General features: G+C 53.2%; 16 protein-coding genes. 9 read left to right on the forward strand and 7 right to left on the reverse strand.

The features are described from left to right. The first annotated feature begins 666 nt into the window (after positions 1–666). The 5 genes from kdpA to AAC086_RS04750 all read left to right on the forward strand — a co-directional run bounded on the left by kdpA (position 667) and on the right by AAC086_RS04750 (position 8,591). A complete protein-coding gene (gene kdpA / locus AAC086_RS04730; RefSeq protein ID WP_339775906.1) occupies positions 667–2,376 on the forward strand; it encodes a potassium-transporting ATPase subunit KdpA in 1,710 nt (569 codons plus the stop codon). A 16-nt stretch (positions 2,377–2,392) separates the two neighbouring features. Beyond that, entirely contained in the window at positions 2,393–4,423 is a 2,031-nt protein-coding gene (kdpB, locus tag AAC086_RS04735; protein WP_339775908.1) for a potassium-transporting ATPase subunit KdpB, read from the forward strand. A gap of 13 nt (positions 4,424–4,436) precedes the next feature. Beyond that, positions 4,437–5,003 (forward strand): potassium-transporting ATPase subunit KdpC, encoded by a 567-nt coding sequence (gene kdpC / locus AAC086_RS04740; protein WP_339775911.1) that lies wholly within the window; start codon positions 4,437–4,439, stop codon positions 5,001–5,003. A 167-nt stretch (positions 5,004–5,170) separates the two neighbouring features. After that, on the forward strand, positions 5,171–7,909 hold the full coding sequence (locus AAC086_RS04745) for a sensor histidine kinase KdpD (RefSeq protein ID WP_339775914.1): 2,739 nt from the start codon (positions 5,171–5,173) through the stop codon (positions 7,907–7,909). Next, the gene (locus tag AAC086_RS04750; RefSeq protein ID WP_339775917.1) at positions 7,899–8,591 is read left to right on the forward strand and encodes a response regulator; all 693 of its coding nucleotides are present in this window, start codon (positions 7,899–7,901) and stop codon (positions 8,589–8,591) included. Before AAC086_RS04745 ends, AAC086_RS04750 begins: the two co-directional genes overlap by 11 nt. A 198-nt stretch (positions 8,592–8,789) precedes the next feature. Here the strand turns inward: AAC086_RS04750 and AAC086_RS04755 are convergent, their stop codons facing one another. Both AAC086_RS04755 and AAC086_RS04760 read right to left on the reverse strand, forming a co-directional pair. Further along, the gene (locus AAC086_RS04755; RefSeq protein WP_339775920.1) at positions 8,790–10,400 is read right to left on the reverse strand and encodes an ATP-binding protein; all 1,611 of its coding nucleotides are present in this window, start codon (positions 10,398–10,400) and stop codon (positions 8,790–8,792) included. Then, positions 10,397–11,509, reverse strand: a complete 1,113-nt coding sequence (locus AAC086_RS04760) for a substrate-binding domain-containing protein (protein WP_339775922.1) — start codon at positions 11,507–11,509, stop codon at positions 10,397–10,399. The genes AAC086_RS04755 and AAC086_RS04760 overlap by 4 nt, the downstream gene beginning before the upstream one ends. 379 nt (positions 11,510–11,888) lie before the next feature. Between AAC086_RS04760 and AAC086_RS04765 the strand changes: the two genes are divergently transcribed. After that, a complete protein-coding gene (locus AAC086_RS04765; protein ID WP_339775925.1) occupies positions 11,889–13,088 on the forward strand; it encodes an EAL domain-containing response regulator in 1,200 nt (399 codons plus the stop codon). A 2-nt stretch (positions 13,089–13,090) separates the two neighbouring features. Continuing rightward, positions 13,091–14,398 carry a response regulator gene (locus tag AAC086_RS04770; RefSeq protein WP_339775928.1) on the forward strand — a complete coding sequence of 436 codons (1,308 nt, stop codon included), beginning with the start codon at positions 13,091–13,093 and terminating at the stop codon, positions 14,396–14,398. A gap of 51 nt (positions 14,399–14,449) precedes the next feature. Here the strand turns inward: AAC086_RS04770 and AAC086_RS04775 are convergent, their stop codons facing one another. Continuing rightward, a complete protein-coding gene (locus AAC086_RS04775) occupies positions 14,450–15,517 on the reverse strand; it encodes an ATP-binding protein (protein WP_339775931.1) in 1,068 nt (355 codons plus the stop codon). Beyond that, a complete protein-coding gene (locus AAC086_RS04780; protein WP_339775934.1) occupies positions 15,507–16,211 on the reverse strand; it encodes a response regulator in 705 nt (234 codons plus the stop codon). Before AAC086_RS04780 ends, AAC086_RS04775 begins: the two co-directional genes overlap by 11 nt. Between AAC086_RS04780 and AAC086_RS04785 the strand changes: the two genes are divergently transcribed. After that, positions 16,204–16,440: a hypothetical protein gene (locus AAC086_RS04785; RefSeq protein WP_339775937.1), complete on the forward strand. Its 237-nt coding sequence runs from the start codon at positions 16,204–16,206 to the stop codon at positions 16,438–16,440. The genes AAC086_RS04780 and AAC086_RS04785 overlap by 8 nt on opposite strands. A 112-nt stretch (positions 16,441–16,552) precedes the next feature. Here AAC086_RS04785 and AAC086_RS04790 read toward each other — a convergent pair whose 3' ends face one another. From AAC086_RS04790 to AAC086_RS04800, 3 genes are read right to left on the reverse strand one after another with little or no spacing between them, the layout of a single operon-like run. Beyond that, the gene (locus AAC086_RS04790; protein ID WP_339775939.1) at positions 16,553–17,953 is read right to left on the reverse strand and encodes a TolC family protein; all 1,401 of its coding nucleotides are present in this window, start codon (positions 17,951–17,953) and stop codon (positions 16,553–16,555) included. Positions 17,954–17,955: 2 nt separating this feature from the next. Then, a complete protein-coding gene (locus AAC086_RS04795) occupies positions 17,956–19,902 on the reverse strand; it encodes a MacB family efflux pump subunit (RefSeq protein WP_339775942.1) in 1,947 nt (648 codons plus the stop codon). Beyond that, positions 19,899–21,086: an efflux RND transporter periplasmic adaptor subunit gene (locus tag AAC086_RS04800; RefSeq protein WP_339775944.1), complete on the reverse strand. Its 1,188-nt coding sequence runs from the start codon at positions 21,084–21,086 to the stop codon at positions 19,899–19,901. The genes AAC086_RS04795 and AAC086_RS04800 overlap by 4 nt, the downstream gene beginning before the upstream one ends. A gap of 444 nt (positions 21,087–21,530) precedes the next feature. On the opposite strand from AAC086_RS04800, the gene AAC086_RS04805 reads away from it, so the two are divergent. Then, entirely contained in the window at positions 21,531–22,691 is a 1,161-nt protein-coding gene (locus AAC086_RS04805) for an efflux RND transporter periplasmic adaptor subunit (protein ID WP_339775946.1), read from the forward strand. Positions 22,692–22,701: the final 10 nt, after the last annotated feature.

Raw genomic sequence — 22,701 nt, forward strand, 5'->3', positions numbered from 1 at the left:
GCTTTGGATTACTTGTTATTTTTTCATTGAAGTCTTTCGATGAAAACCCAACCCATAAAATATAGTATGCCGTTGTTTTAGCCATATCTTCAAGTGAGGGTAGAAAAAATATTGTTGAAATATATATTTCATTTCTTCGACCTTGAGAGTCAGAGCTTGTTCATATGGGGTATGAAAAAGCAAAATAAACCATGATGGCATCGAAATTTTGTGACGCTCAAGATCAGCCGTCATCGTCCTCTTCGCGGCCTTCGTGCCCATCACCATGCGCGCCATATGCATCGCGGTGGCGGAGTCTGGTCTCCGATGCCTTCCGTATCGTCCCATACCAGAATTTTCAGGTTTGAGGACAGACGGAGTATAAATGCATTTTTTACGCTTTTTTTATGCCGATCACATGTATTCAGCATCGTTTTTTTACGCCCATAAACTTTAGGCTCTGCGTGTTTACGATGAACATTGCAGGAGTATTTCCATGCTCGACCTGATTTACACCGGATTGGCGCTTGGCGCGTTCGGCTTGTTTGCCCTTGCCGTTCGCGGCTGTGAACGCCTCTAGGAGCATTCAATGATTGGTTATGCCTTGGGTGCCGCGATTGCAGCGGCACTGTTTATCTATCTGTTATGGGCCCTGATCCGGGCCGAAAAATTCTAACGGAGTTTCCAATGACAACCGATATGGGCCAGTTCGCGCTGTATTGCGCGATCCTGCTGGCGTGTGCGCCACTTTTGGGTGCCTATATGCACCGGGTTTACGATGGCCGGAAAACGTTGTTCTCTCCCGTTTTATCGCCGGTCGAAACTGTGATTTATCGCATTTGCGGCGTCGATAGCAACCAGTCCCAGCACTGGTCACGTTATGCCATCGCCTTATTGGCATTCAATGCCGTGGGTTGGGTAATTCTGTTTGCCATTCTGCGGCTTCAGAACCTGCTGCCGTGGAACCCGGCCGGGTTACCACCGATGACATCGGCCATGGCATTCAATACAGCCGTCAGCTTTGTTACCAATACCAACTGGCAGGCCTATGGCGGCGAAACCTCGCTGTCATATTTCAGCCAGATGGTCGGTCTGACCGTGCAGAATTTTGTCAGTGCGGCCACCGGTATGGCTGTTGCCGTTGCTGTCATTCGCGGGTTTGCCGGGCGCCGGGTGCGCGATATTGGCAATTTCTATGTCGATATGACCCGCGGGGTGCTTTACATCCTGCTGCCTCTGTCAATCATAGCCGCGGTCTTCCTGATCTGGCAGGGGGTTCCACAAAACCTGCATGGTTATGTCGATGCCCATACACTTGAGGGGGCAAAGCAAGTCATCGCACAAGGCCCTGCCGCGTCCCAGATTGCGATCAAACAACTGGGCACGAACGGGGGCGGCTTTTTCAATGTCAATTCTGCCCATCCTTACGAAAATCCGACAGCGCTGAGCAATCTTGTCGAGATGGTTTATATCCTGCTGATTCCGGCGGCATTCTGCTTTCTGTTTGGCCAGATGGTGCGCGATAAAAAGCAGGGTTATGCCATTTTTGCCGTCATGGCGATTCTGTTTGTTGCCGGGTTTGCCGGTATTTACAGCGCGGAAAAGGCAGGCAACCCGTTGCTTGACCACAATATCGCAATTGCCACGCATTCGGGCAATATGGAGGGCAAGGAAGTCCGGTTTGGCATCCTCAATTCCAGCCTGTGGGCCAATGCCACAACGGTGGCGTCAAACGGGTCGGTCAATGCCATGCATGACAGCTTTACCCCGCTGGGCGGCATGATCGAAATGTTGAACATGCAACTTGGCGAAATCGTTTTCGGCGGTGTGGGTGCCGGGTTTTACGGCATGTTGTTATTTGTGGTTCTGACCGTCTTTATTGCCGGATTGATGGTGGGTCGTACCCCGGAATATCTGGGCAAGAAAATTGAATCACGCGAAATCAAGCTGGCAGTTTTGGCGATCCTGACCATGCCAATCGGTATTCTGGTTTTCGGTGCTGTTGCCGCAACCATCCCGGCCGCCGTGGCCGCCGTGCAGGACCCCGGCCCGCATGGTCTGTCGGAAATCCTGTATGCCTATAGTTCCGCCACGGGCAATAACGGATCGGCCTTTGCCGGGTTCGGGGCGTCTGCACCGTTTCACACCACGCTGCAGGGGATAGCCATGTTGCTGGGGCGGTATGGCTTCATCGTGCCGGTTCTGGCAATTGCCGGGTCTTTGGGGGCCAAAAACACGGTGCCGGTTTCGGGTGGCACCTTTCCGACCCACGGCCCGCTTTTCATTACGCTTCTGATTGCCGTCATTCTGATTGTTGGCGGTCTCACCTTCTTCCCGGCACTGGCACTGGGCCCGATTGCGGAACATTTCGCAATGCTGGCCGGTACCGTCTACTGACCGGAGGACCTGAAAAATGAAAAAAGATACATCCCGTTTGCTTGACGGGGCTTTGATCCGTCACGCAAGTGGCGAAGCCTTCCGCAAGCTTGATCCGCGTTTTATGATCCGAAACCCGGTCATGTTCATGGTTGAAGTCGGTGCCGTTGTGGCGTCCGTGATTACCTTTGATGCGTTGTTTGTCGGCGCTGGCGAAATCGCCACCCTTGCTCAGATTTCCCTGTGGCTGTGGTTTACTGTGCTGTTTGCCAATTTCGCCGAAGCCGTTGCCGAAGGGCGCGGCAAGGCACGGGCGGACAGCCTGCGGTCAACCAACAAGGAAACCGAGGCAAAGAAACTGCGCAGCGATGATATTTTGGACATCGAAATGGTCGCAAGCAGCCATCTGATGCCAGGCGACGTTGTTCTGGTTGCGACAGGCGAGATTATTCCGGCTGATGGTGATGTGATCGAAGGTATTGCCTCGGTTGATGAAGCCGCAATCACCGGGGAATCAGCACCGGTCATTCGCGAAAGTGGCGGGGATCGGTCCGGTGTTACCGGCGGGACGCGGGTGGTTTCCGATTGGCTGAAAATCAAGATTACAGCCAAACCGGGCGAAAGCTTTCTTGACCGCATGATTGCAATGGTGGAAGGGGCACAACGTCAGAAAACCCCGAATGAAATTGCTTTGAATATTCTTCTGATCGGAATGTCGATTATCTTTCTGATTGTCGTCGTTACGCTGGAACCCTTTGCGCTGTTTTCGGGCACATCCATTCCAATAGCGTTTCTGATCGCGCTTTTGGTTACCCTGATCCCGACAACGATCGGCGGATTATTATCAGCAATCGGCATTGCGGGCATGGATCGGCTGGTAAAAGCCAACGTTATTGCCAAATCGGGCCGTGCGGTCGAGGCATCGGGCGACGTCGATACCTTGCTTCTTGATAAAACCGGCACCATTACCTTTGGCAACCGCATGGCCGATGCGTTTGCCCCGGTCAAAGGCGTTTCCGAACGCGAACTGGCCGAGGCTGCCGCCATTGCCTCGCTTGCCGATGAAACGCCCGAAGGCAAATCAATTGTCGATCTGGCAACCCGGCTGTTTGACATTCATGGCGACAAATCACATCTGAGCAAATTCATTGCCTTTAGTGCCGAAACCCGCATGAGCGGGGCCGACATTGACGGCCATGAATATCGCAAAGGTGCGGCGGATGCGGTGTATGCCCATGTCGGCAATAACGGGCAAACCCCGGAACTTTCCCGTATTGTCGAAGGAATTGCCAAATCGGGCGGAACACCCCTGGTCGTGACCGCGGACCGCAAGATACTGGGTGTTGTACACCTAAAAGACATCATCAAACCCGGTATTCGCGAACGATTTGCCGAATTGCGCACCATGGGCATCCGTACTGTAATGGTCACCGGGGATAACCCGTTGACAGCGGCGGCAATTGCCGCCGAAGCCGGGGTAGATGACTTCCTTGCCGAAGCAACACCGGAAAAGAAGCTGGAACTGATCCGTCAGGAACAGGAAGGCGGACGTCTGGTGGCGATGTGTGGCGATGGATCGAATGACGCGCCGGCACTGGCCCAGGCCGATGTTGGTGTGGCGATGAATGACGGCACACAGGCCGCACGTGAAGCCGCCAACCTTGTCGATCTTGATAGCGATCCGACCAAACTGATCGAGATTGTCCGGGTTGGTAAACAATTGCTGATCAGTCGCGGTTCTTTGACCACATTTTCGATTGCCAATGATGTGGCAAAATATTTTGCCATTCTGCCCGCCTTGTTTGTCGCAACCTATCCGCAGCTTGGCGCCCTTAACATCATGGGGCTGCAAAGCCCGCAAAGTGCTATCCTGTCGGCGGTGATATTTAATGCCCTGATCATTATTGCGCTCATTCCCCTGGCGTTGCGCGGGGTGCGGTTTGTGCCGGGCAGTGCGGCAGCCCTGTTGCGTCGCAATCTTTTGATTTACGGCCTTGGCGGACTGATCGTTCCTTTTGTCGGCATCAAATTGATCGACATGGTCATTACCTCTCTTGGTCTTGTGTAACGGAGAAATCGTAATGTTGCATTTATTACGCCCCGCGATTGGCATGGCCGCTGTCATGACGGTCATTACCGGTATCGCTTATCCGCTGGGCATGACCGGTCTTGCGCAAACCCTGTTTGCCGATCAGGCCAATGGCAGCCTGATTGAAAAGAACGGGACTGTCATCGGGTCAAAACTGATCGGGCAGAACTTTGCCGGAGAACGATATTTTCACGGTCGCCCGTCCTATGCCGGTGATGGCTATGACGCTGATAATTCAAGCGGATCGAACCTTGGTCCAACCAACCGGCAACTGGTTGACGAGATTAAACATCGTGCGTCAGTATTGTTGATGCAAAATGGTGGCAATACCGTGCCAATAGATCTGGTTACGGCGTCTGCCAGCGGCCTTGATCCTGATATTTCCCCGTCGGGGGCGCTGTTTCAGGTTTCGCGGGTGGCCCGGGCGCGCGATCTTCCCGAAGACAAAATTCGCGCCCTTGTCCGTCAACAAATCAAAAAACCGGTATTGGGTTTTATCGGGGAACCAAGGGTGAATGTGTTGCTTTTGAATCTGGCACTCGATCAACTGTCATCCTGATACAAGGCACAATTCTTGTCTGATACCGGGTCCGGGTCGCTTGGGCGGCTCGGGTCCGGCCCTGATGCCTGGTTGGAAACCCGGCAGTTCATGGGTCGATTTGTGCGCCGGATACGTCGATTTTTTGACATAACAGGATCAATATGAAAGGCTTTGATCGACGTGAAATGACGAATCAAGATGACAAAAGACCGTCACCCGATGCCTTGCTCGAACAAACAAGGCAGGATGCACGCGGCAAGCTGAAAATCTTTCTTGGCGCCTATCCCGGTGTGGGAAAAACCTATGCCATGTTGCAGGCGGCCCAGGAACGGCGCAAAGAAGGCCGGGACGTGGTTGTTGGTGTTGTTGAGACACATGGCCGCATCGAGACGGAAAACCTGTTGCGCGGGCTGGAGGTTTTACCGCGCAAACGCCTGTTACATCGTGGTCGTGTGTTTGGCGAAATGGATATCGATGCCCTGCTGTGGCGCAAACCCGATATCGCGATCATTGATGAACTGGCTCATACCAATGTTACCGGCAGCCGCCACGACAAACGGTATCAGGACATTGATGAACTGCTTGATGCAGGCATAAATGTCTATACTACCTTGAATATCCAGCATCTTGAAAGCCTGAACGATATTGTAGCCCGGATTTCGCGGGTTCGGGTCCGAGAAACACTGCCCGACAGTTTTCTGGAAAAAGCCCACGAAATTGAACTGATCGACCTGCCGCCCGACGATCTGTTGCAGCGATTGCGCGATGGCAAGGTTTACATAATCGATCAGGTTGGCCGTGCCTTGCGACATTTCTTTAGCAAAGGCAACCTGACAGCACTTCGCGAACTTGCCATGCGCATTGCGGCCGAACGCATTGATGCGCAGGTTCTTGATTATATGCGAACCCATGCGGTTAGCGGGCCGTGGCCAACGCAGGAACGGTTGCTTGTCTGTATCAATGAAAGCCCGGTTGCCAAAAAACTGATCCGTTCGGCCAAGCGCATGGCCGAACGGCAACGTCTGCCGTGGATTGCCGTTCATATCGAAACGCCACGGGACGACCGGCTTTCGGACCGCGAAAAAGACAATATTTCCCAAGCCGTCCGGCTGGCAGAACAATTGGGGGCCGAGGTTGTCACCCTGCAAGCCGAAGCCCATCTTGCGCGCGAGATCATGCAGCTTGCGGCCAAACGCAATGTAACCCGGTTATTGATCGGTCGTCCGCGCCGCCGTCGATGGTCCGGCTTTTTTCGCGAAAATGTTGCACGTACCTTGCTGGAAAAGTCGGTCGATTTTGATGTCACTGTTATTGCACCGGACGATGACCGTGCCACATCATCGATGATCTCGTCGGATGTGCTGCGCTTTGATGGCTGGACCTGGCACAATATCTGCTGGACTGTCGGCAGTGTCACTGCGGCGACGGGACTGGCCGTGCTGACCGGGAAATATCTGCCGCTGCCAAACCTGTCTCTGATTTATTTGTTGGCTGTCCTGCTTAGCGCCATTCGCTGCGGCTTGTGGCCGTCGATATTTGCCAGCGTATTGTCGTTCCTGTCCTATAATTTCTTTTTCACCGTTCCTTATTATTCCTTCTCGGTTTTTCATCGCGAACAACTGATTACGATTATTTTTTTCCTGATTGTTTCGGTCATCGTCAGCAATCTTGCCGGTCGATTGCGCCTTCAGGTCGAGGCGATGCGCACCAGCGCAAAACGGACCTCGAACCTGTATGATTTCAGTCGCAAGATTGCCGCGGCGGCATCGCTTGACGATGTGTTATGGGCAGCGGTGCATCATGTGGCGGCAACGCTTGATTGCCAGTCGATGGTATTGTTGCCTGTCGATCAGGGCAATCTTCAAATTTCGGCAGCTTATCCCCCGGATGATCAGCTTGGCCTTAAAGACTGGGGTGCCGCGAAATGGTGCGGGGAAAACGGCAAACCAGCCGGATGGCGATCAGAAACCCTGCCTGCGGCGGAATGGCTGTTTATGCCCATGAAAACGCCGCAAGGGATTGTCGGGGTTCTGGGGGTTCACTTTAAGGCCGATCAACGGAGCCTTGGCCCATCGCAAAGACGGTTGCTTGAAGCATTGGTCGACCAGGTGGCAATCGCGGTTGAACGCACCAATCTTGCCACCGATATCGAGGAAGCCCGCTTGCTGACCGAGACGGAACAACTCCGTTCTGCTTTGCTTTCTTCGGTTTCACATGATCTGCGCACACCGCTGGTCTCGATTATCGGATCGGCCACCAGCCTTGCCAGCTATGGCGAAATGATGTCGCCCGATGATCGGCATCAACTGACACAGACCGTTCTTGAAGAAAGCGAACGTCTGAACCGGTTCGTGCAAAATCTTCTTGATATGACCCGTTTGGGCTATGGCGCGTTACAGCCCAAAAAAGAATGGTCTGATGTGCGTGAAATCATTGGCAGAGCCGTCCAGCAAGCGTGCAAATATGCGCAAGACCGTGATATTTCCGTGCAGATTGATCCGGTGATCCAGCCCCTTTTTGTTGATCCGGTTTTGCTTGAACAGGTTGTTTTTAATGTGTTGGACAATGCAGTAAAGCATACTGCTGCAAACGGACATATTTCGATTGTGGCAAAGCTGCTTGATCACAAGGTCAATATCGCCATCATCGATGATGGCCCCGGTATTCCCGGACAGGACCGCGAAGCTGTTTTCGATGTGTTTTACCGGGTTAAGGCCGGTGATCGTCAAACAGCCGGAACGGGGCTGGGATTATCGATCTGCCGTGGATTTGTCGAGGCGCACGGAGGGCAAATCAAGGCACTTGCCGGGCCAAAGGGACTGGGTGCCAGAATCGAAATTACCTTGCCGATTGCCGAGATTCCCGCTTTACCCAAACATGAAACCGACGATGACGAGGATTTTGGGGGTAAAAATGACCTGTAGCGCAAAAATTCTGGTCATTGACGATGAACCGCAAATTCGCCGCTTCCTGCGGATCAGCCTTGGTGCGCAAGGCTATCAGCTTGAAGAAGCGGAAACGGGGAAAGAAGGGATTGAAAAATGTGCCCTTGATACGCCCGATATTGTCATTCTTGATCTTGGTCTTCCCGATATGGATGGACAGGAAGTGCTCCGGCGCATTCGGGACTGGAGCGATGTTCCGGTGATTGTGCTGTCAGTACGCCGCAACGAGGAAGATAAAGTAACCGCGCTGGATAACGGTGCGAACGACTATGTGACCAAACCCTTTGGTATTGCGGAACTGGTGGCCCGAATCCGGGTTATGCTGCGTAACCGCACCGACCGCGAAACCTCGCCCAGCGAGATCGTGGCCGGGGATCTGCATATTGATCTCGCGGTTCATCGTGTGTCGCTGGCGGGACAGTTGATTAAACTGACCAAAAAGGAATTTGCCCTGTTATCCCTGCTTGCCCGCAATGCGGGCCGCATTGTTACCCATCAGCAAATCCTCGGGGAAGTGTGGGGGCCGGCACAACTTCACGAAACCCACTATTTACGCATTTATATCGGCCATTTGCGTCAGAAACTCGGCGACGATCCGCTAAACCCGCGATTCATCGAGAATGAACCGGGGGTAGGGTACAGATTTAAAATGATTTGCTAAAAGCACCCATATCATATGGATCGTTCCGGTCTTTAAAAGAGTTCGGAAAATTTGATGCTTTCATATCTTTCACTTCTATTTACAACCAGAAAACCTGGCACGAAACCTCCGAATATAAGCAATCCGGTTTTTACGGTGCAGAACACTGGAACTTGGCGGCGCGGCATGTCTTTTCGATTTAGATCCATTTGGAATGATTTAGTTTAAGTTTAAGTCAACACCAGAATCATCCTCGTTTTCATCTCGTCCAAGAGGCAGCCGGATAGTGAATTCGGCGCCTTCATTGCCCGATACTTCAATGGAACCGCCATGTTTCTGGACGATGATGTCGTGGCAAATAGCAAGACCCTGGCCGGTTCCCTTACCGGGATCTTTGGTGGTGAAAAAGGGGTCGAAAATACGTTCGCGAATGTCCTGGTTAATGCCGATGCCTGTGTCGCAAATCCGTATTTCAACATGGCTGCCTGTTTGGCTGGTTGAAATCTTGATTTCGCCTGGTACAGCTTTATCGGAATCTTCGATGGCTTGGGCGGCATTTACGATCAGATTAAGGAAAACCTGGTTTATCTTGCCGATGTCGCAGGAAACGAGCGGGAGATCAGGATCAAAATTCCGGTTGATTGTGGCAACATGTTTCCATTGGCTTTGGGTTACCGACAGGGCATTTTCCAACGCACGATTTATATTGGCTTCGGCATGTTCTGATGTGCCCGGGTGCGAAAATTCCTTCATGGACAAGACAATAGCAGAAACATGCTTGATCCCTTCGCGAGACTCGGCAACAGCATCTACAACTTCTGAAAGGTCTTCTCGCCAGGCAGCACATGTTGTGTCCTGGATCATCTGATCGGCGATTGTGCCGATAAAATGGAGGTTATTGCCAATATATTGTGCTGGCGTATTGATTTCGTGAGCGATCCCGGCGGCCAATTGTCCGACAGCGATAAATCGGGCATTCTGGGCGGCTTGTTCTCGTATCTTTGAAAACTGTTGATGTTCGCGCATATAATGTTCGACCGCACGTGCCATCTGGCCGATCTCGTCATTTCCGGTTACCGGAACATGAGGTTCTGTGGGGGTTACTTCGTTGCAATTGCGCAAATATTCGCTAACACGCTGTAAACGAGAAATAACGACTTTCCCCAGAAAACGACTGGAAACAAGCCAGGCAAAAAGCATCGCGACGGCCAGAAATGTCAAAACTTCGACGCGTCGCAATTCCGCTTTGCGGCTTAGCTGGCGAACGGCTTCGCGGTAAGTCGCATTGAAATCGTTAGAAAGCTCCTCGGAGGCAAGCGACAGTTTTTCGCCCTGAAGGGCAAGGCTTGCGCTGAATAATTGAAGATTGCTCGTTAAAACCGAACTTTCTGCTGCGTCGCTATCGCCTTCCAGGACCTGCTCATGCAATTTGGCGAGCACATGTATGGTGCCGCGAAAAAGTTGGGCGGTTTGCTGAAACGTCAGAACGGAGACTGTATTACCCGCCTGACCAAGATTGCTGACAATCGCGTCCTGTTTGCGCAGATAGCTGACGATCCGGTTATAGCTTTGCAGCATTTCATGACCCGATAGCGAATGTTGCATCACACCGGTTTCTTTTTCAATTTGAACGGAGATACGTTCAAGCGCCTGTGCGTCTTCAAGCAGCTTCAATCGATCATTGCTAAGCTTGCTGGACGCACGTGCTGTTTCGTCAAGAGACTGGATAGCAACGACGCTGCTCGTGACAAAAAGGAAAGTCAGCAACGCCAGGGCAAGGTTAAATTGGCCTCGCAGGCTGCTAGGTTTCAAAAAGCGAAACAGTTTCAAGGTGCCCAAATCCCCTTGTAAATTTCCCGGTAGTTGTTCTGCGGATCAAAGATAAAACGCAGCCCCCCATCAAGAAACACATTGTCAGGTGTTACAAGATGTACAGGGAAAACAAATCCGTTCACCGGTTGCCCGGCGAGCAGGCGGTTAAGCTCATCAGCCAATTGCCAGCCATGAAGATTCAAGGGTTCGGCGACTGTGCCATATTGAAAACTATGCGTGATAATACGCTGAAACGCTGCTGCGCTGCCGTCGCCAGCTGATAACAGTTTGACATGTGCACCTTGCGGACCAGCCTTGATCAGTTCCGGCATCATATCGTCAAAATAAACATCGTTAATAGCGAGCGCGTAAGTCCAGCGCGGGCCGTATTTCAACAGCAATTCCCGGGTTATGTCGCCAATCCGGTCGCCGCTTTGCGAAATTGGGACATCTTTAATTTCAAGCAATGTACATTGGGCGCAAGCCCGGATGACATCGGCCATGGCATTGCTTTTGGATATGGCAATATTAAAATTGGAATCGGTAAAAATTACGAACCCTGCCGTCCCGGTTGATTGGGTAACGGCAGACATTGCTGTAATTTGAGCAACCTTTAGCGGATCAGTGGAAACATTAACGGCCAAGGGCGAATTGGTTAGTTTGCCGGGTGTGGCGCTAACATGCCAGCCGACGATAGGAATATTTCGGGATGCTATTGTTTGTAACCGGGATTTGGAGGCGTCGGCGTCAGATCCAATAACAACAAGACCGTCAAAAGTACCTGATGATATTTTGCGAAATGCATCTTCGCGACCCGATTGGGTACCGCCGGCATCAAAGACCTTAAGATGCCAGTCCAGAATTCTGGCAGCTTCGGCCACGCCCTGGGCAACGCCAAGAATGCCGCCATTTTTAAGATCTTCGGCAATTATTGCAATCTGTTTGTCTTTTTGAGCGGCAGGACCGGTTGTCGGTCCGCTCCATGGAGGATTTGGCTGACTTGCCGTAGCGACGGCCTCTTTCATGTCGGTGAAGGATAAAGAGGTGTTTGCGAAGGCCGCCATCGGCGCGAAAATAATGCAAAAAGCAACCAGTCCCTGACAAAAGAGCAAGTAAGACTTATCCATATGTCGACCCTCCGAGTTTGAGTATTTCAGAGCAGGAAGGTACTAGAAGGTTGCTCCAATATCGGATCATGATTTTACGCCGCCGGGGGTTAACAGATTTGTATATCCCCTGGCAGACTTTCCCTCCGACCTTCTGTCTGGCAAAGCAGACCCTTCGTTTTCATATGTATTTTTCTTTTTTCCCGCCGTTATGAACATCCCCAAACAGGGAGTGTAGACGATGTCTTTGTCTGTTTATAAAGAATTACATAATTCGAAGTCGCACTGAATATGCATGTGGCGTACAGTCAGCTCGTACGAAATACGGAGCTGGCACAGACATAGATTACATCCACTGCACGGATAAAATGTACAAGCCATGAACAGGGGAGGGTATCTGATGAAATTCCAAGAAGGGCAATTTCAACCGACATCAAGTTATCCCAATGTTTTGCTGGTAGATGACGAAGATGCATTGTTGGCCTCGGTCCGGCGGATATTGCGCAAACAATGCAGTCTGAAAACCTGTAGCGACCCCCATGAAGCCATCCGGCTTTTACGACAATCCCCTGACAGCTTCGACATCATCATATCTGATTTGAGAATGCCCGGCATTGACGGGGTAGAATTTTTGACAATCGCACGAGAGATTGCGCCAGACGTTCCCCGGGTGTTGTTATCGGGCAGTTTGTCGGAAAATGCATTAAAAGAGGCAATCAATAAAGCCGGAATTTCTCGCGTGATCGTCAAACCGGTGCCGCCAGAAGTAATGCTATCAACCGTACAAGGGCTGACGACGGGACAAGGCGATGCATCTCGCCCTTCCCGGCAAATGGCCCTTCGCGTGCAGGATGCCCTTAAGACCAATCATACGGTTTTTTTTCAGCCGCGCGTTAATGCCGACGATTTCGCGGTGGCAGGGCAGGAAGCGCTAAGCCGCTTTCCGGGGCTTCAGCAAACCTTCACCGTGGAGGAAATTATTTCAGGCGCGGAGGACCACCCGGTTATTGGTGATCTGACATTCAAGGTGCTGGGATTTATTGATCAGCATCGTGACGTCATCGCAAAGCAGTATGGCAATCATCCGATTTCTGTCAATCTCTCCCCCAATTCGATATCGGATATCAATTTTGTAAATGCCCTGATTGATTTTCTGCGTGCCCATCCAGGCCTTCCCTTGCTTGAATTTGAGGTGACAGAACAAAGCAATATGGCGTTTACCGCCGAGTTTCAGGATAATCTCCCTCGCCTTCTGAGCGCAGGATACAAGGTGTTTCTTGATGATTTCGGGGCCGGAAACAATTCGATAGCTTTGTTACGTCGCGGGCATTTTTCAGGTTTAAAGCTTGATAAATCGCTAATCGCGCGGTTAGACGATCATAATACCATCGATAGTTCGTTTGTTGAATGGGTGACCCAGGCTGCCCATCAACTGGGTATGTCCGTTATTGCCGAAGGGGTTGAAACTCTTGATTCTGCGACATTTCTTCAGCATATCGGTGTTGATCAATTGCAGGGCTATTATTTTGGCCGTCCCGGTGCCCTTTTGCTTGAAGGGTCTGATATCCAGAAGGACCCTGGAACAACATTTTCCCGATAACATTGTTTTTTGCAGCGGAGATACTATTCCATTCAAAAAATAAGAGAGACAATATAATGAACAGCATTTTATTTGTGGATGATGAGAAAAATATTTTAAATGGTTTGCGCCGTCGTTTGCGCTCTGCACGCCCGGATTGGCAGACTAGTTTTGCCTCGAGTGGACGGGAAGCCCTTTCTTTTTGCGACGAAAAGATCTTTGACGTCGTTGTTACCAATATGAGAATGCCGGGGATGGATGGTGCAGAGCTTCTGGAAAAAATCAAGAAGATCAGCCCGAATACCGCTCGCATCATTCTGTCGGGTTTTTCCGAGAAAGAAGCGGTTTTGCGCACTGTGGGGCCAGCGCATCAATATCTTGCCAAACCCTGTGATGATGAAATTCTGATCGAAACAATCCACCGTATCCTTGCTATGCGGCAATTGCTTGCCAAGCCGGAAATTTACACCCTGATCGGGAATGTCGATTCCTTATCGTCGCCACCCGACACCTATTCGCGCCTGGTCGATGCGTTAGACGACCCAAAAGCTGGTAATGATCGAATTGTCGCCATCGTATCATCGGATATAGCGCTGACGGCGGAAATATTGAAGCTGACCAATTCAGCCTATTTTTCCTTGCCTGCCAAGGTAACCTCAATCTCCCATGCTGTGCGCATGATTGGAACAGAAACGCTAAAATCGCTGACGCTTTTTGTTGGCTTGTTTAAAAGTTTCGATGGTCCGGCATCTGTCAGGCGGCAAATTATCACTTTGTGCCAGCGTTCCCAGCAAATTGGCATAGCAGCCGCCCTGATTGCCGAACATGAAGGGTTTGATCGCAATACATGTGCGCAATTGCCATCCATCGGCATGCTTAGTCATATCGGCAGCCTTGTTTTGTATTTGCATCATTACAAGGAGATGGCTCAGGTCATTCAACGTGTTGAGCAAGAGAATATATCGATCATAGAGGCTGAACAGGATCAGTTTGGTGCTGCACATCCTGAAATAGGGGCTTATTTGCTGGGATTATGGGGATTTTCCGAGTTGATCGTGCAAACGGTTGCCTTGCACCATCAGCCGCCAGTTCTTCCAGTTAGCTCTATGACCCTGCTAAGTGCACTTTATGCTGCCCAGCATCTTGCCCGGGAAATTGCCCTGCACGATAGTGGTGCCGAAGGGGGAGAGGATGACCTGCCAACAACACTGGATATGGCATATATGGAAAGTATTGGTAAATCTGACAAGGTCGCCGCCTGGCGAAAAATCGTTGCGACGGTTCTTGCCCGTTCGGAAAAAACTGATCGCCATGACGCAGAGATTCTGTGATTGCGCCCGCATCGCGTACCATCAGCATCAATATACGCCGCATTGATACGATCAGACGGCAGGTAACACCCGGCGCGGCAGCCGGATTTCGATGGCAAGACCGGGGTTCTCGGAAGGGAATATCAGCGCATCGCCGCCATGGGCCTGGGCGATTGCCTTGACAATCGACAAGCCGAGGCCGGAGCCGCCACCGCTACGTCCCCGTGAGTCGTCCGCACGCCAGAACCGCTCGAAGGCACGCTTGCGGCTTTCTTCGAGAAGGCCGGGGCCTGTGTCACTGCATCGAAAGAAGACATAGTGTTCTGCCACACCGGTCTCGACATGCACCGTACTTTGCGGCGCGTAACGACAGCAATTTTCAAGGACCGCGACGAAAGCCTGTCTCAGTCGCGAGCGGTCAGCACTTATGACGGCGCTGGACAACTGTCGCGTTATCGTCATCCCGGCCGTGCCAAAATGATCCTCAAGCGAGGTCAGTGCCGCCTCTGCCTCCATCGCGAGATCAAAACGTGAATATTGCAAATCCAGTTGACCTGCGTTGCTCAGCGCCAACGTACGCAGCTCTTCTACGATGGCCGACAGGTCCTCCACATGGTTAATCAGCCGACCATACATTTCGGGGCTGGGCGCGAAGGCGCCATCGAGCAGCCCCTGCAGACGCCCGCGCAAAATGGTCAGAGGCGTTCGCAGTTCATGTGCAACTGCGGAATTCGAGTATTTTAACTCGGCCTCTGCGCGCTGCAATCGCTGTGCCATCTGGTTAAAGTCATCGACGAGATCCCGCGCTTCACCGAAATTGCCCCGGCTCAAAGAAGCGCGCGCCGAAAAATCTCCCTGCGCAACCTTACGCGCCGCCGCAGCAACAGATTTCAACGGATCCACAATCCGCCGTGCAAGCATCCAGCCCAACAATGAGGCGGTTGATATGCCAATCCCCAGCAGAAGGCCCAACGTTACCACATCGCCAGTACGCAAGAAATCGTCGTCGGTGAATTCCGGATAGAGCCATTCATAAATGAAGAAGAAATATGCCAGTAACCCGAAGTAAACGACGGCGAAAGCAAGCAGGGTAAGCGCAATCATCGCGCGAACGATGCGGGAATTCAGATTACTGGCCATGTATGTTATCCAGTCGGTAGCCAACACCACGGACCCCGACGAGCAATCCATCAGCTCCGGCTGCGGCAAGTTTGCGGCGCAGATTGCTGACATGGCTATCGACTGTCCGATTAAGTGCCTCACCCTCTGGCAGGCACGCATCGACCAGTTCCGAACGCTCGAACACTCTGCCTATCCCCGCAGCCATATGAGACAGAATGCGAAACTCGGTCCGCGTCAGGTCGACCATTACCGGCCCTGCCGCGCTTTCGACCTCCGCCCTGTAAGCCTGCGGATCTATCGTCAGCGACCCAACGCGCAGCATCTTCTCGCTACCGCGTCCCAAGGTTCGGCGCAGGACGGCCTTGGCGCGGGCCGCAATTTCAAGCGGGTTAAACGGCTTGACGACATAATCGTCGGCACCAATGCGCAAAGCCTGCAATTTGTCGAGGTCCTCTGCCAGCGCAGTGACCATAATAACAGGCGTATCGCCCCGGCGACGGATCGCCGCCAACACCTCATAACCGTCCCGCCCCGGTAGCTTTATGTCCAGTATCACCAGGTCGGGCCGCAAGCGCAGGTGATGGGCAAGCCCGACGGTTCCATCACCTGCGGTGATAACCCGGAAACCCTCGCGCGACAGATAGGTCCCGATAATTTCAGCAATCTCGGGTTCGTCTTCTATAATAAGGATCAAAGCATTGTTAATGACCATGTTTTCGATCTTTGACTTGCCACCGACAAGAATTGATTTGATTGAGGCCTATTGCACCTCAGGTTATTGGCAATCGATTAAGAGTGCCATCATGTACGATCACGAAGGCAGCCGCCAGCAATGTCGCGGTCAATATCCCGCCAAACACGCCAAATCCGATAACATTCTGGATGTCAACCGCATGCAAGCATCAGCAGCACGATTTGGTTCATGTCCAGATCGAAGATAACAGTCCATGATTAGCACGCCATCGTGGAGGACGGATTGAGAATTCGTCAAGATTGTGTGGAGATGTTCGATAGTCGGTTCGATAGTTTTTCAGCATCCGGGACTGTACTTCTTCATGGAGCTGCCGCAGCCCCCTCGTCGGCAATTGAGGTACTGCCACCGAGCGCCCGATACAGATTTGAGGCGTTGACATATTGCGCGAGCCGAACATCGGCAAGGGCCACTTCGGCGGAACGACGGCGTTCCTGTGCATCGAGCCAGATGCGCAAGGTGGTGGCACCAGCCCGATAACGTGTCTCGGTCAGTTTCTCTACGTCCTGCGCGGCCTTATAGGCATTGTACAGCCGACGTGATTGCCCGGCATAATTGGCACGTGCCGCCAGCGCGTTGGCGACGTCGGCAAACGCGTTGAGCAAAGTGGTGCGAAATGCAGCAACGGCCTCTTCATATTGTGTCTGCGAAACCGCGACCGCCAGATCCATATCCTTCAGATTGAGGAATGAGAGAACAGCGCCCCCGCCCAGTGTCGCGACCGGGTTGGAGATAAAAGATATGAGCTGATCGCTGCTGGTCCCTAGCCCCCCTGTAAGCGATATCCCCGGATAGAAGCTGGTGCGCGTCGCGTCAACGCCCTTCAACGTGCCCTGCAACTGTGCTTCCGCCGCGCGAAGATCGGGGCGACGGGCAAGAAGATCGGCGGGCAAACCTGCTGCGATTGCCGGTAACTTCCGTCGCGGCAATCTATGAGGTTCGGAAACCGGGTTGGGCGCGCCGTTCAAAAGAACCGTAAGCACATTGCGCAGAACAAGGCGTGCCTGCTGCAACTGGTATAAGCGCGCAGCCTGTGTCTCGACGGCCTGTTCGCTTTCTCGAAATTCAAGATCGGAAACATCGCCGATTTCCGCCTGCTTTCGGATGAGGTCCTGTATTTGCTGTACATAATCAAGGCTGTTTTCAGCCGATGCAATCGACTCATTGGCATGGGCGATGCGGAAATAGGTTTCTATCGTCATGCCGATGATTGCCAGGCGCGCCGCCTCATAATCCTCGGCGGTTGCCTCGGCCTCAAAGCTTGCGCTGTCGCGCTGTGCTGCCAGTTTGCCCCACAAATCGACGTCATAGGAAAGGCCGATTGATGCGGACGAAGACGAAGATAATGTCGAACTGGTGTTTCCTTCGAGAGGCCTGGTCCGCGAACTGTTAAGAGTCCCGCTCAACTTTGGGAACAGAGCATTCTCGGCAAGGTCCGCTTGCAAGTGCGCTCTGCGCGCACGAAGGGTAGCGGCGAAAATGTCATTGTTACGGGCGACGACTTCCCTAATCAGCGTGGTGAGGCCCGGATCTCCGAAAGCAATCCACCACTGATCGGCGCTCAGCTGGTCTGTATCTGCTAAAACAGAAGCAACCCATGTCGGTCCCATCGGTAGATCCGGGCGCCGATAGGATGTTGACTGGCTGGTGCAACCGGCAAGAAAAATAAACAGGAAAGGGACAATCAATCTGACAAGAACCATGACTACTCTCTGGAAAGCGCATCGACCGGATCGAGGCGCGAGGCATTGCGGGCGGGCAGAAAACCGAAGGCAAGGCCAATAAGAAGCGCTACCAGACAGGCTGAAAGGATGGCGTCGATTGAAATGATCATCGGAAACTGGCTGCTTTGTCCGCCGAACACAGAAGCAGCGCCAAGAGCCAGCCCAACGCCGAGGAAAGAACCGCCAATGCAGATGGTGACGGCTTCGATCAGGAACTGAAGCATAATGTCTATGCGACGGGCGCCAACCGCCATGCGCAGGCCGATCTCGCGGGTACGCTCCGTGACAGAAACCAGCATGATATTCATGACGCCGATGCCGCCGACGATCAGCGAAATAACCGCGACGGAAGAGATCAGTAGCGTCATCCTCCGAGACGTCTTCTCCATAATCCGGCGCAACTGGTCACTGTTGAAAACAAAAAAGTCCTGCGTCCCATGACGGCGGGTCATCAGGCCGACAATCGCGCTTTCGGCAACAGTCGTGTCAACATTATCAGAGATGCGAACGGTCAGCCCGGCAAGGCTGGTTGCCACACCAAGCAACCTGCCGGCCACAGTAGTATGGGGAAGATATATTTGCAGGGTTTTACCCGACATGCCGGAACGATGGGTCACCGTGCCAATGATCACCACCGGAAGCCGGTTGATCATAATGATCTTGCCAATCGGTGAATCCCCGCCCGGAAAAAGCGCAGATGCCGCCCTGTCATCTATCACTGCCTGCTGGCGACGCTCGTCGACGCTGTCCGCCGAAAAGCCGGTGCCTCGCACGATATGAAGGCCGTTTACCCGGAAATACTCCTGACCGACACCATCAACGTTGGCGGACATGGCGGTGTGACCAAACCGAATGCGCGCACTCGCCGACACCAGCGGCGTAACGCTGTCGATATAGTTTTGCGCTGATAAAGCCTCGGCGTCGGAAACAACCAGCGTCGTGATGCTGGCGGCGCGCTCGTCGTCCCAACCCCGGCCAGGATAAATGGAGAGTGTACTGGCACCAAGTTCGCTGATTTCGGCGAGTACCTTCTGGCGCATCCCCTCACCCAGACCGACGACGGCAACAACGGCAGCGATGCCAATGATGATCCCGAGCATGGTAAGGAATGTGCGGACCCGATGAGCAGCCATTGAACGCAACGCCATCGGAAAGGCCTCGGAAAACCGTCGCTGGAAACCTGCCAGCGCGCCAACTGACCCCGGGTTTGCAAAAAAACGAAAGGGAGCCACACCTACAGGTTCGCGGCAAAGTCTGTCTGACAAAACAAGACCGTCACGGATTTCAATGATGCGGTCGGCGTGGGCGGCGACCTCCATATCGTGGGTGACGATAATGACTGTATGGCCGTCCCGATGAAGCTCCTTAAGGATATCAAGGACGGTTTCACCGCTTTTGCTGTCAAGCGCGCCGGTCGGCTCATCGGCAAGGATGATACGCCCGCCATTCATAAGCGCCCGGGCAATGGACACCCGCTGCTGCTGACCGCCGGAAAGCTGACCAGGACGATGATCGAAGCGCTCGCCAAGGCCGAGCCGCTCCAGAAGCGATCTTGCGCGCTCGCGCCGGGATGCGGCATCAAGACCTGCATAAACGGCGGGCATCGCCACATTGTCAACCGAGTTGAGCGTACCGAGCAAATGATACCGTTGGAAGATGAACCCGAAATGCTCCCTTCGCAGCGCGGCCAGTTCGTCAGCACTCAAACCGGCAACACTGCGCCCTCCGACACGATAATCGCCTGCAGTCGGTTGATCAAGGCAGCCAAGAATATTCATGAGCGTCGACTTACCCGATCCGCTTGCGCCCACAATCGCGACGAATTCACCGCTGTTGATCTGAAGATTGATCCCCGCGAGTGCGGCGATCGTCTCTTCGCCCGTTTGAAAAAGCCGTGAGACGTTCTCTATGTCAAGTAAAGCGGTCACATCATCTCCGTAGCATTAGAGTCCGAGGCTTGACCATCGGTCGGAATGACGACTTCCTCGCCGACCTGCAGACCGTCAATCACTTGCGCCTTGATCCGGTCAGTCAGTCCTATTGTGACAAGGCGCTTTGAAATTTCGCCCGAAGGAGAGCGAACAGCGACCCGATAACGACCGTTCTGATCGCGCTCGGTCAACGCAGACCAGGGCATAAGCGGTACGTCTTCGGCGTGCCCCACGACAATGGTCACAACAGCGGTCATCATAGGTCGCAATCGGCCATCGGGATTTGGCGTCGTAAATATTCCATTGAAATAAACAGCCTGCGCGGCCTGCCCTCCCGTTGTGGAGGACGTCGTCGCTTCCGCCGCGATCGATGCGGGCGCAGGCGCAATCTGTTCCAATCTGCCAACAGTCGGCACACGGGTTTCACCCATGATCATGAAACGTACGATCTGACCAGGTTTTACACGGGTAATATCGGCCTCCGATATCCGCACCTTAACCTGCATAACGTCGAGCTGGGCCAGCACAATGATCGTCGGTACAGCCAGATTGGAGTTCAGTGTTTGCCCGGCCTTGATCACCACCGCAACCACAACGCCGTCCATCGGTGCGCGAACCTTCGTGTAACCAAGGTTCGCTTTCGCGTTCTCAGCCTCGACGACGGCTTGGGCGATCTGCGCTTCCAACGCCTCGACGTCCGCCGCCAGTGCTCTGAAAGCCGCCTCCGCCGCCTCAAGTTCGGCAACTGACGTCGCACGCTGGCGGGCCATATTCTTCTGTCTGTTATACGCTTTCTCAGCGCGTCTAAGCTCGAAGCCGCGTGCCTTACGTTGTGCCTTGACATTGGCCAGAGCTGCCTCGGCGATGCGAACAGCATATTCTTGTGCCGTCGGATCGATCTCGGCAATCAGGTCACCGGCCCTGATTTTCTGGCCAAGTTCGACATGCAAAGCCTTCAATTGACCAGAAACCTGCGCACCGACACTGACGATACGAACGGGTTCAAGTTCGCCATTGGCAAGAACCGTTTCTTCGATTGCTCCAAGCGAAACAAACTCGGTAAGCTCAGATGCCCGCGTTTCTGCTTCGAGAACACCGCTGGCCGACGCAATTGCGACCAGCGCCACGGCGATGATCCCTCCGATGATCAAAGTCCGGACAATGCTATTCGACAGTTTCATTCTGATGGTTACCAATCGAAGTTTATTCCCGAGAGATCGCGGCCATTAACCGCCTCGCACTAGCTGTGAGACGACTGATCACGATAAATATCCGCGACGCCGACCAGATGATTAGCCATGATCAGCGTTTGCGCGCTTTCAAAAAGGAAGGAAAACAAAGGTTGTTGATACCGACAGCCGAAGATTTCCCCACGAACATGATTGCTTTCTTCAAGCACCATTTCACGCCGCAATGAAAATTGAGTGCAGGTTGTGTGGATGTTGTGTGGACATGGGTTTCCGGTTGCGCTGCGACCATACGGATCGCGTCAACGGCCTGTTATCGACTTTGATTGCGGTCACCAAAATCAGTTGGCGTCTCCACCAAATCTCCACCATTTCTCGACTGGGTATCAAAGGGCGCATGTCAATAAGCAGATAAATTCCTCAATCTGGACACATCTTATGTCACATCGCGTTTCGATCTTCGCCGTTTTCGTTTGCGTCTCTATCCTTTCAGTGTTGCTGATTTTTGGAGGCGATGCGGCTTCGGAGTCAGACATTGGTTCCTCTGATGGGCACAATCCCACGCAGGTTACCACCGCCACACTTGCACCCGAACGCGTCATTTTAATCGATGAGCTTCCTGGACGCGTTGTTGCCTATCGAAGGGTAGAGATACGGCCTCAGGTTGGCGGTATAATTAAAAAGCGGTTCGCGGAAGGTGGGACACAGGTTGAGGCCGGGGCAATCCTGTTCAAAATCGATCCGGCCTTGCTTCTGGTCGATCTCGAAACTGCGAAGGCAGGGATGGCCCGGGCCGAAGGGGCGATGGCGCATGCGCAACAAGGGTTAAAACGGGCAGAAGCCCTCGTTGCCAGCAACACGATGAGCCGCAAGCATTACGAAGACGCCCGCAATGAACTGGCCACAGCACAGGCTAATCTGGCCGAGGCCCGGGCGGTTTTTCATCGCCGCCAACTCGATCTTGATTTTGCCACCATAAGATCACCAATCAAAGGCTATGTCGGACGCAAACTGGCCGACGAAGGCGCTCTTGCCTCAATTTCAAGTCAGACAGAGCTTGCTGTCGTGCAGGAACTGGATCGCGTGTATGTGGATCTGCGCTTGCCGGCGACAAAGCTCAATGGATTACAGTCTGCTGCCGCGCAAGGATTAGGGCCGGTCGAGATACTGGACGCAGAGGGCAAACCACACCCGCGCCCGGGCACACTGGTGCTGTCGGACGTGACGGTGGATACAGAAACCGGCAATGCGACCGTCCGGATTGAGGTGGAGAACCCCGGATTGCGGCTTCTGCCCGGAATGTACGTTCGTGCAAGACTGCCACGTGGCCTTCTTCCCGATGCCCTGCTGGTTCCGGAAGATGCCGTCATTCGCAACGGGACTGGCGGAGCACAGATCGTGGTCGTGGCCAAAGACGGGCGGGCAGAACGGCGTGACGTGATCCTGGGCGACGCCATCGGGAGACGCCTTGTTGTGACGTCGGGGCTAAAGGCAGGCGAGGTCATCGTTATTCGCGGACAGGACCGCGTGCAGGACGGGATATCCGTGAACCCGGTTACCGCCCCGCAAGATACTGCGCTTGCGACCGACAAATTTTAAAGGTCAGATT

This window comes from uncultured Thalassospira sp., from assembly GCF_963976115.1.
In the GTDB taxonomy this organism is placed as follows: Bacteria; Pseudomonadota; Alphaproteobacteria; order Rhodospirillales; family Thalassospiraceae; genus Thalassospira.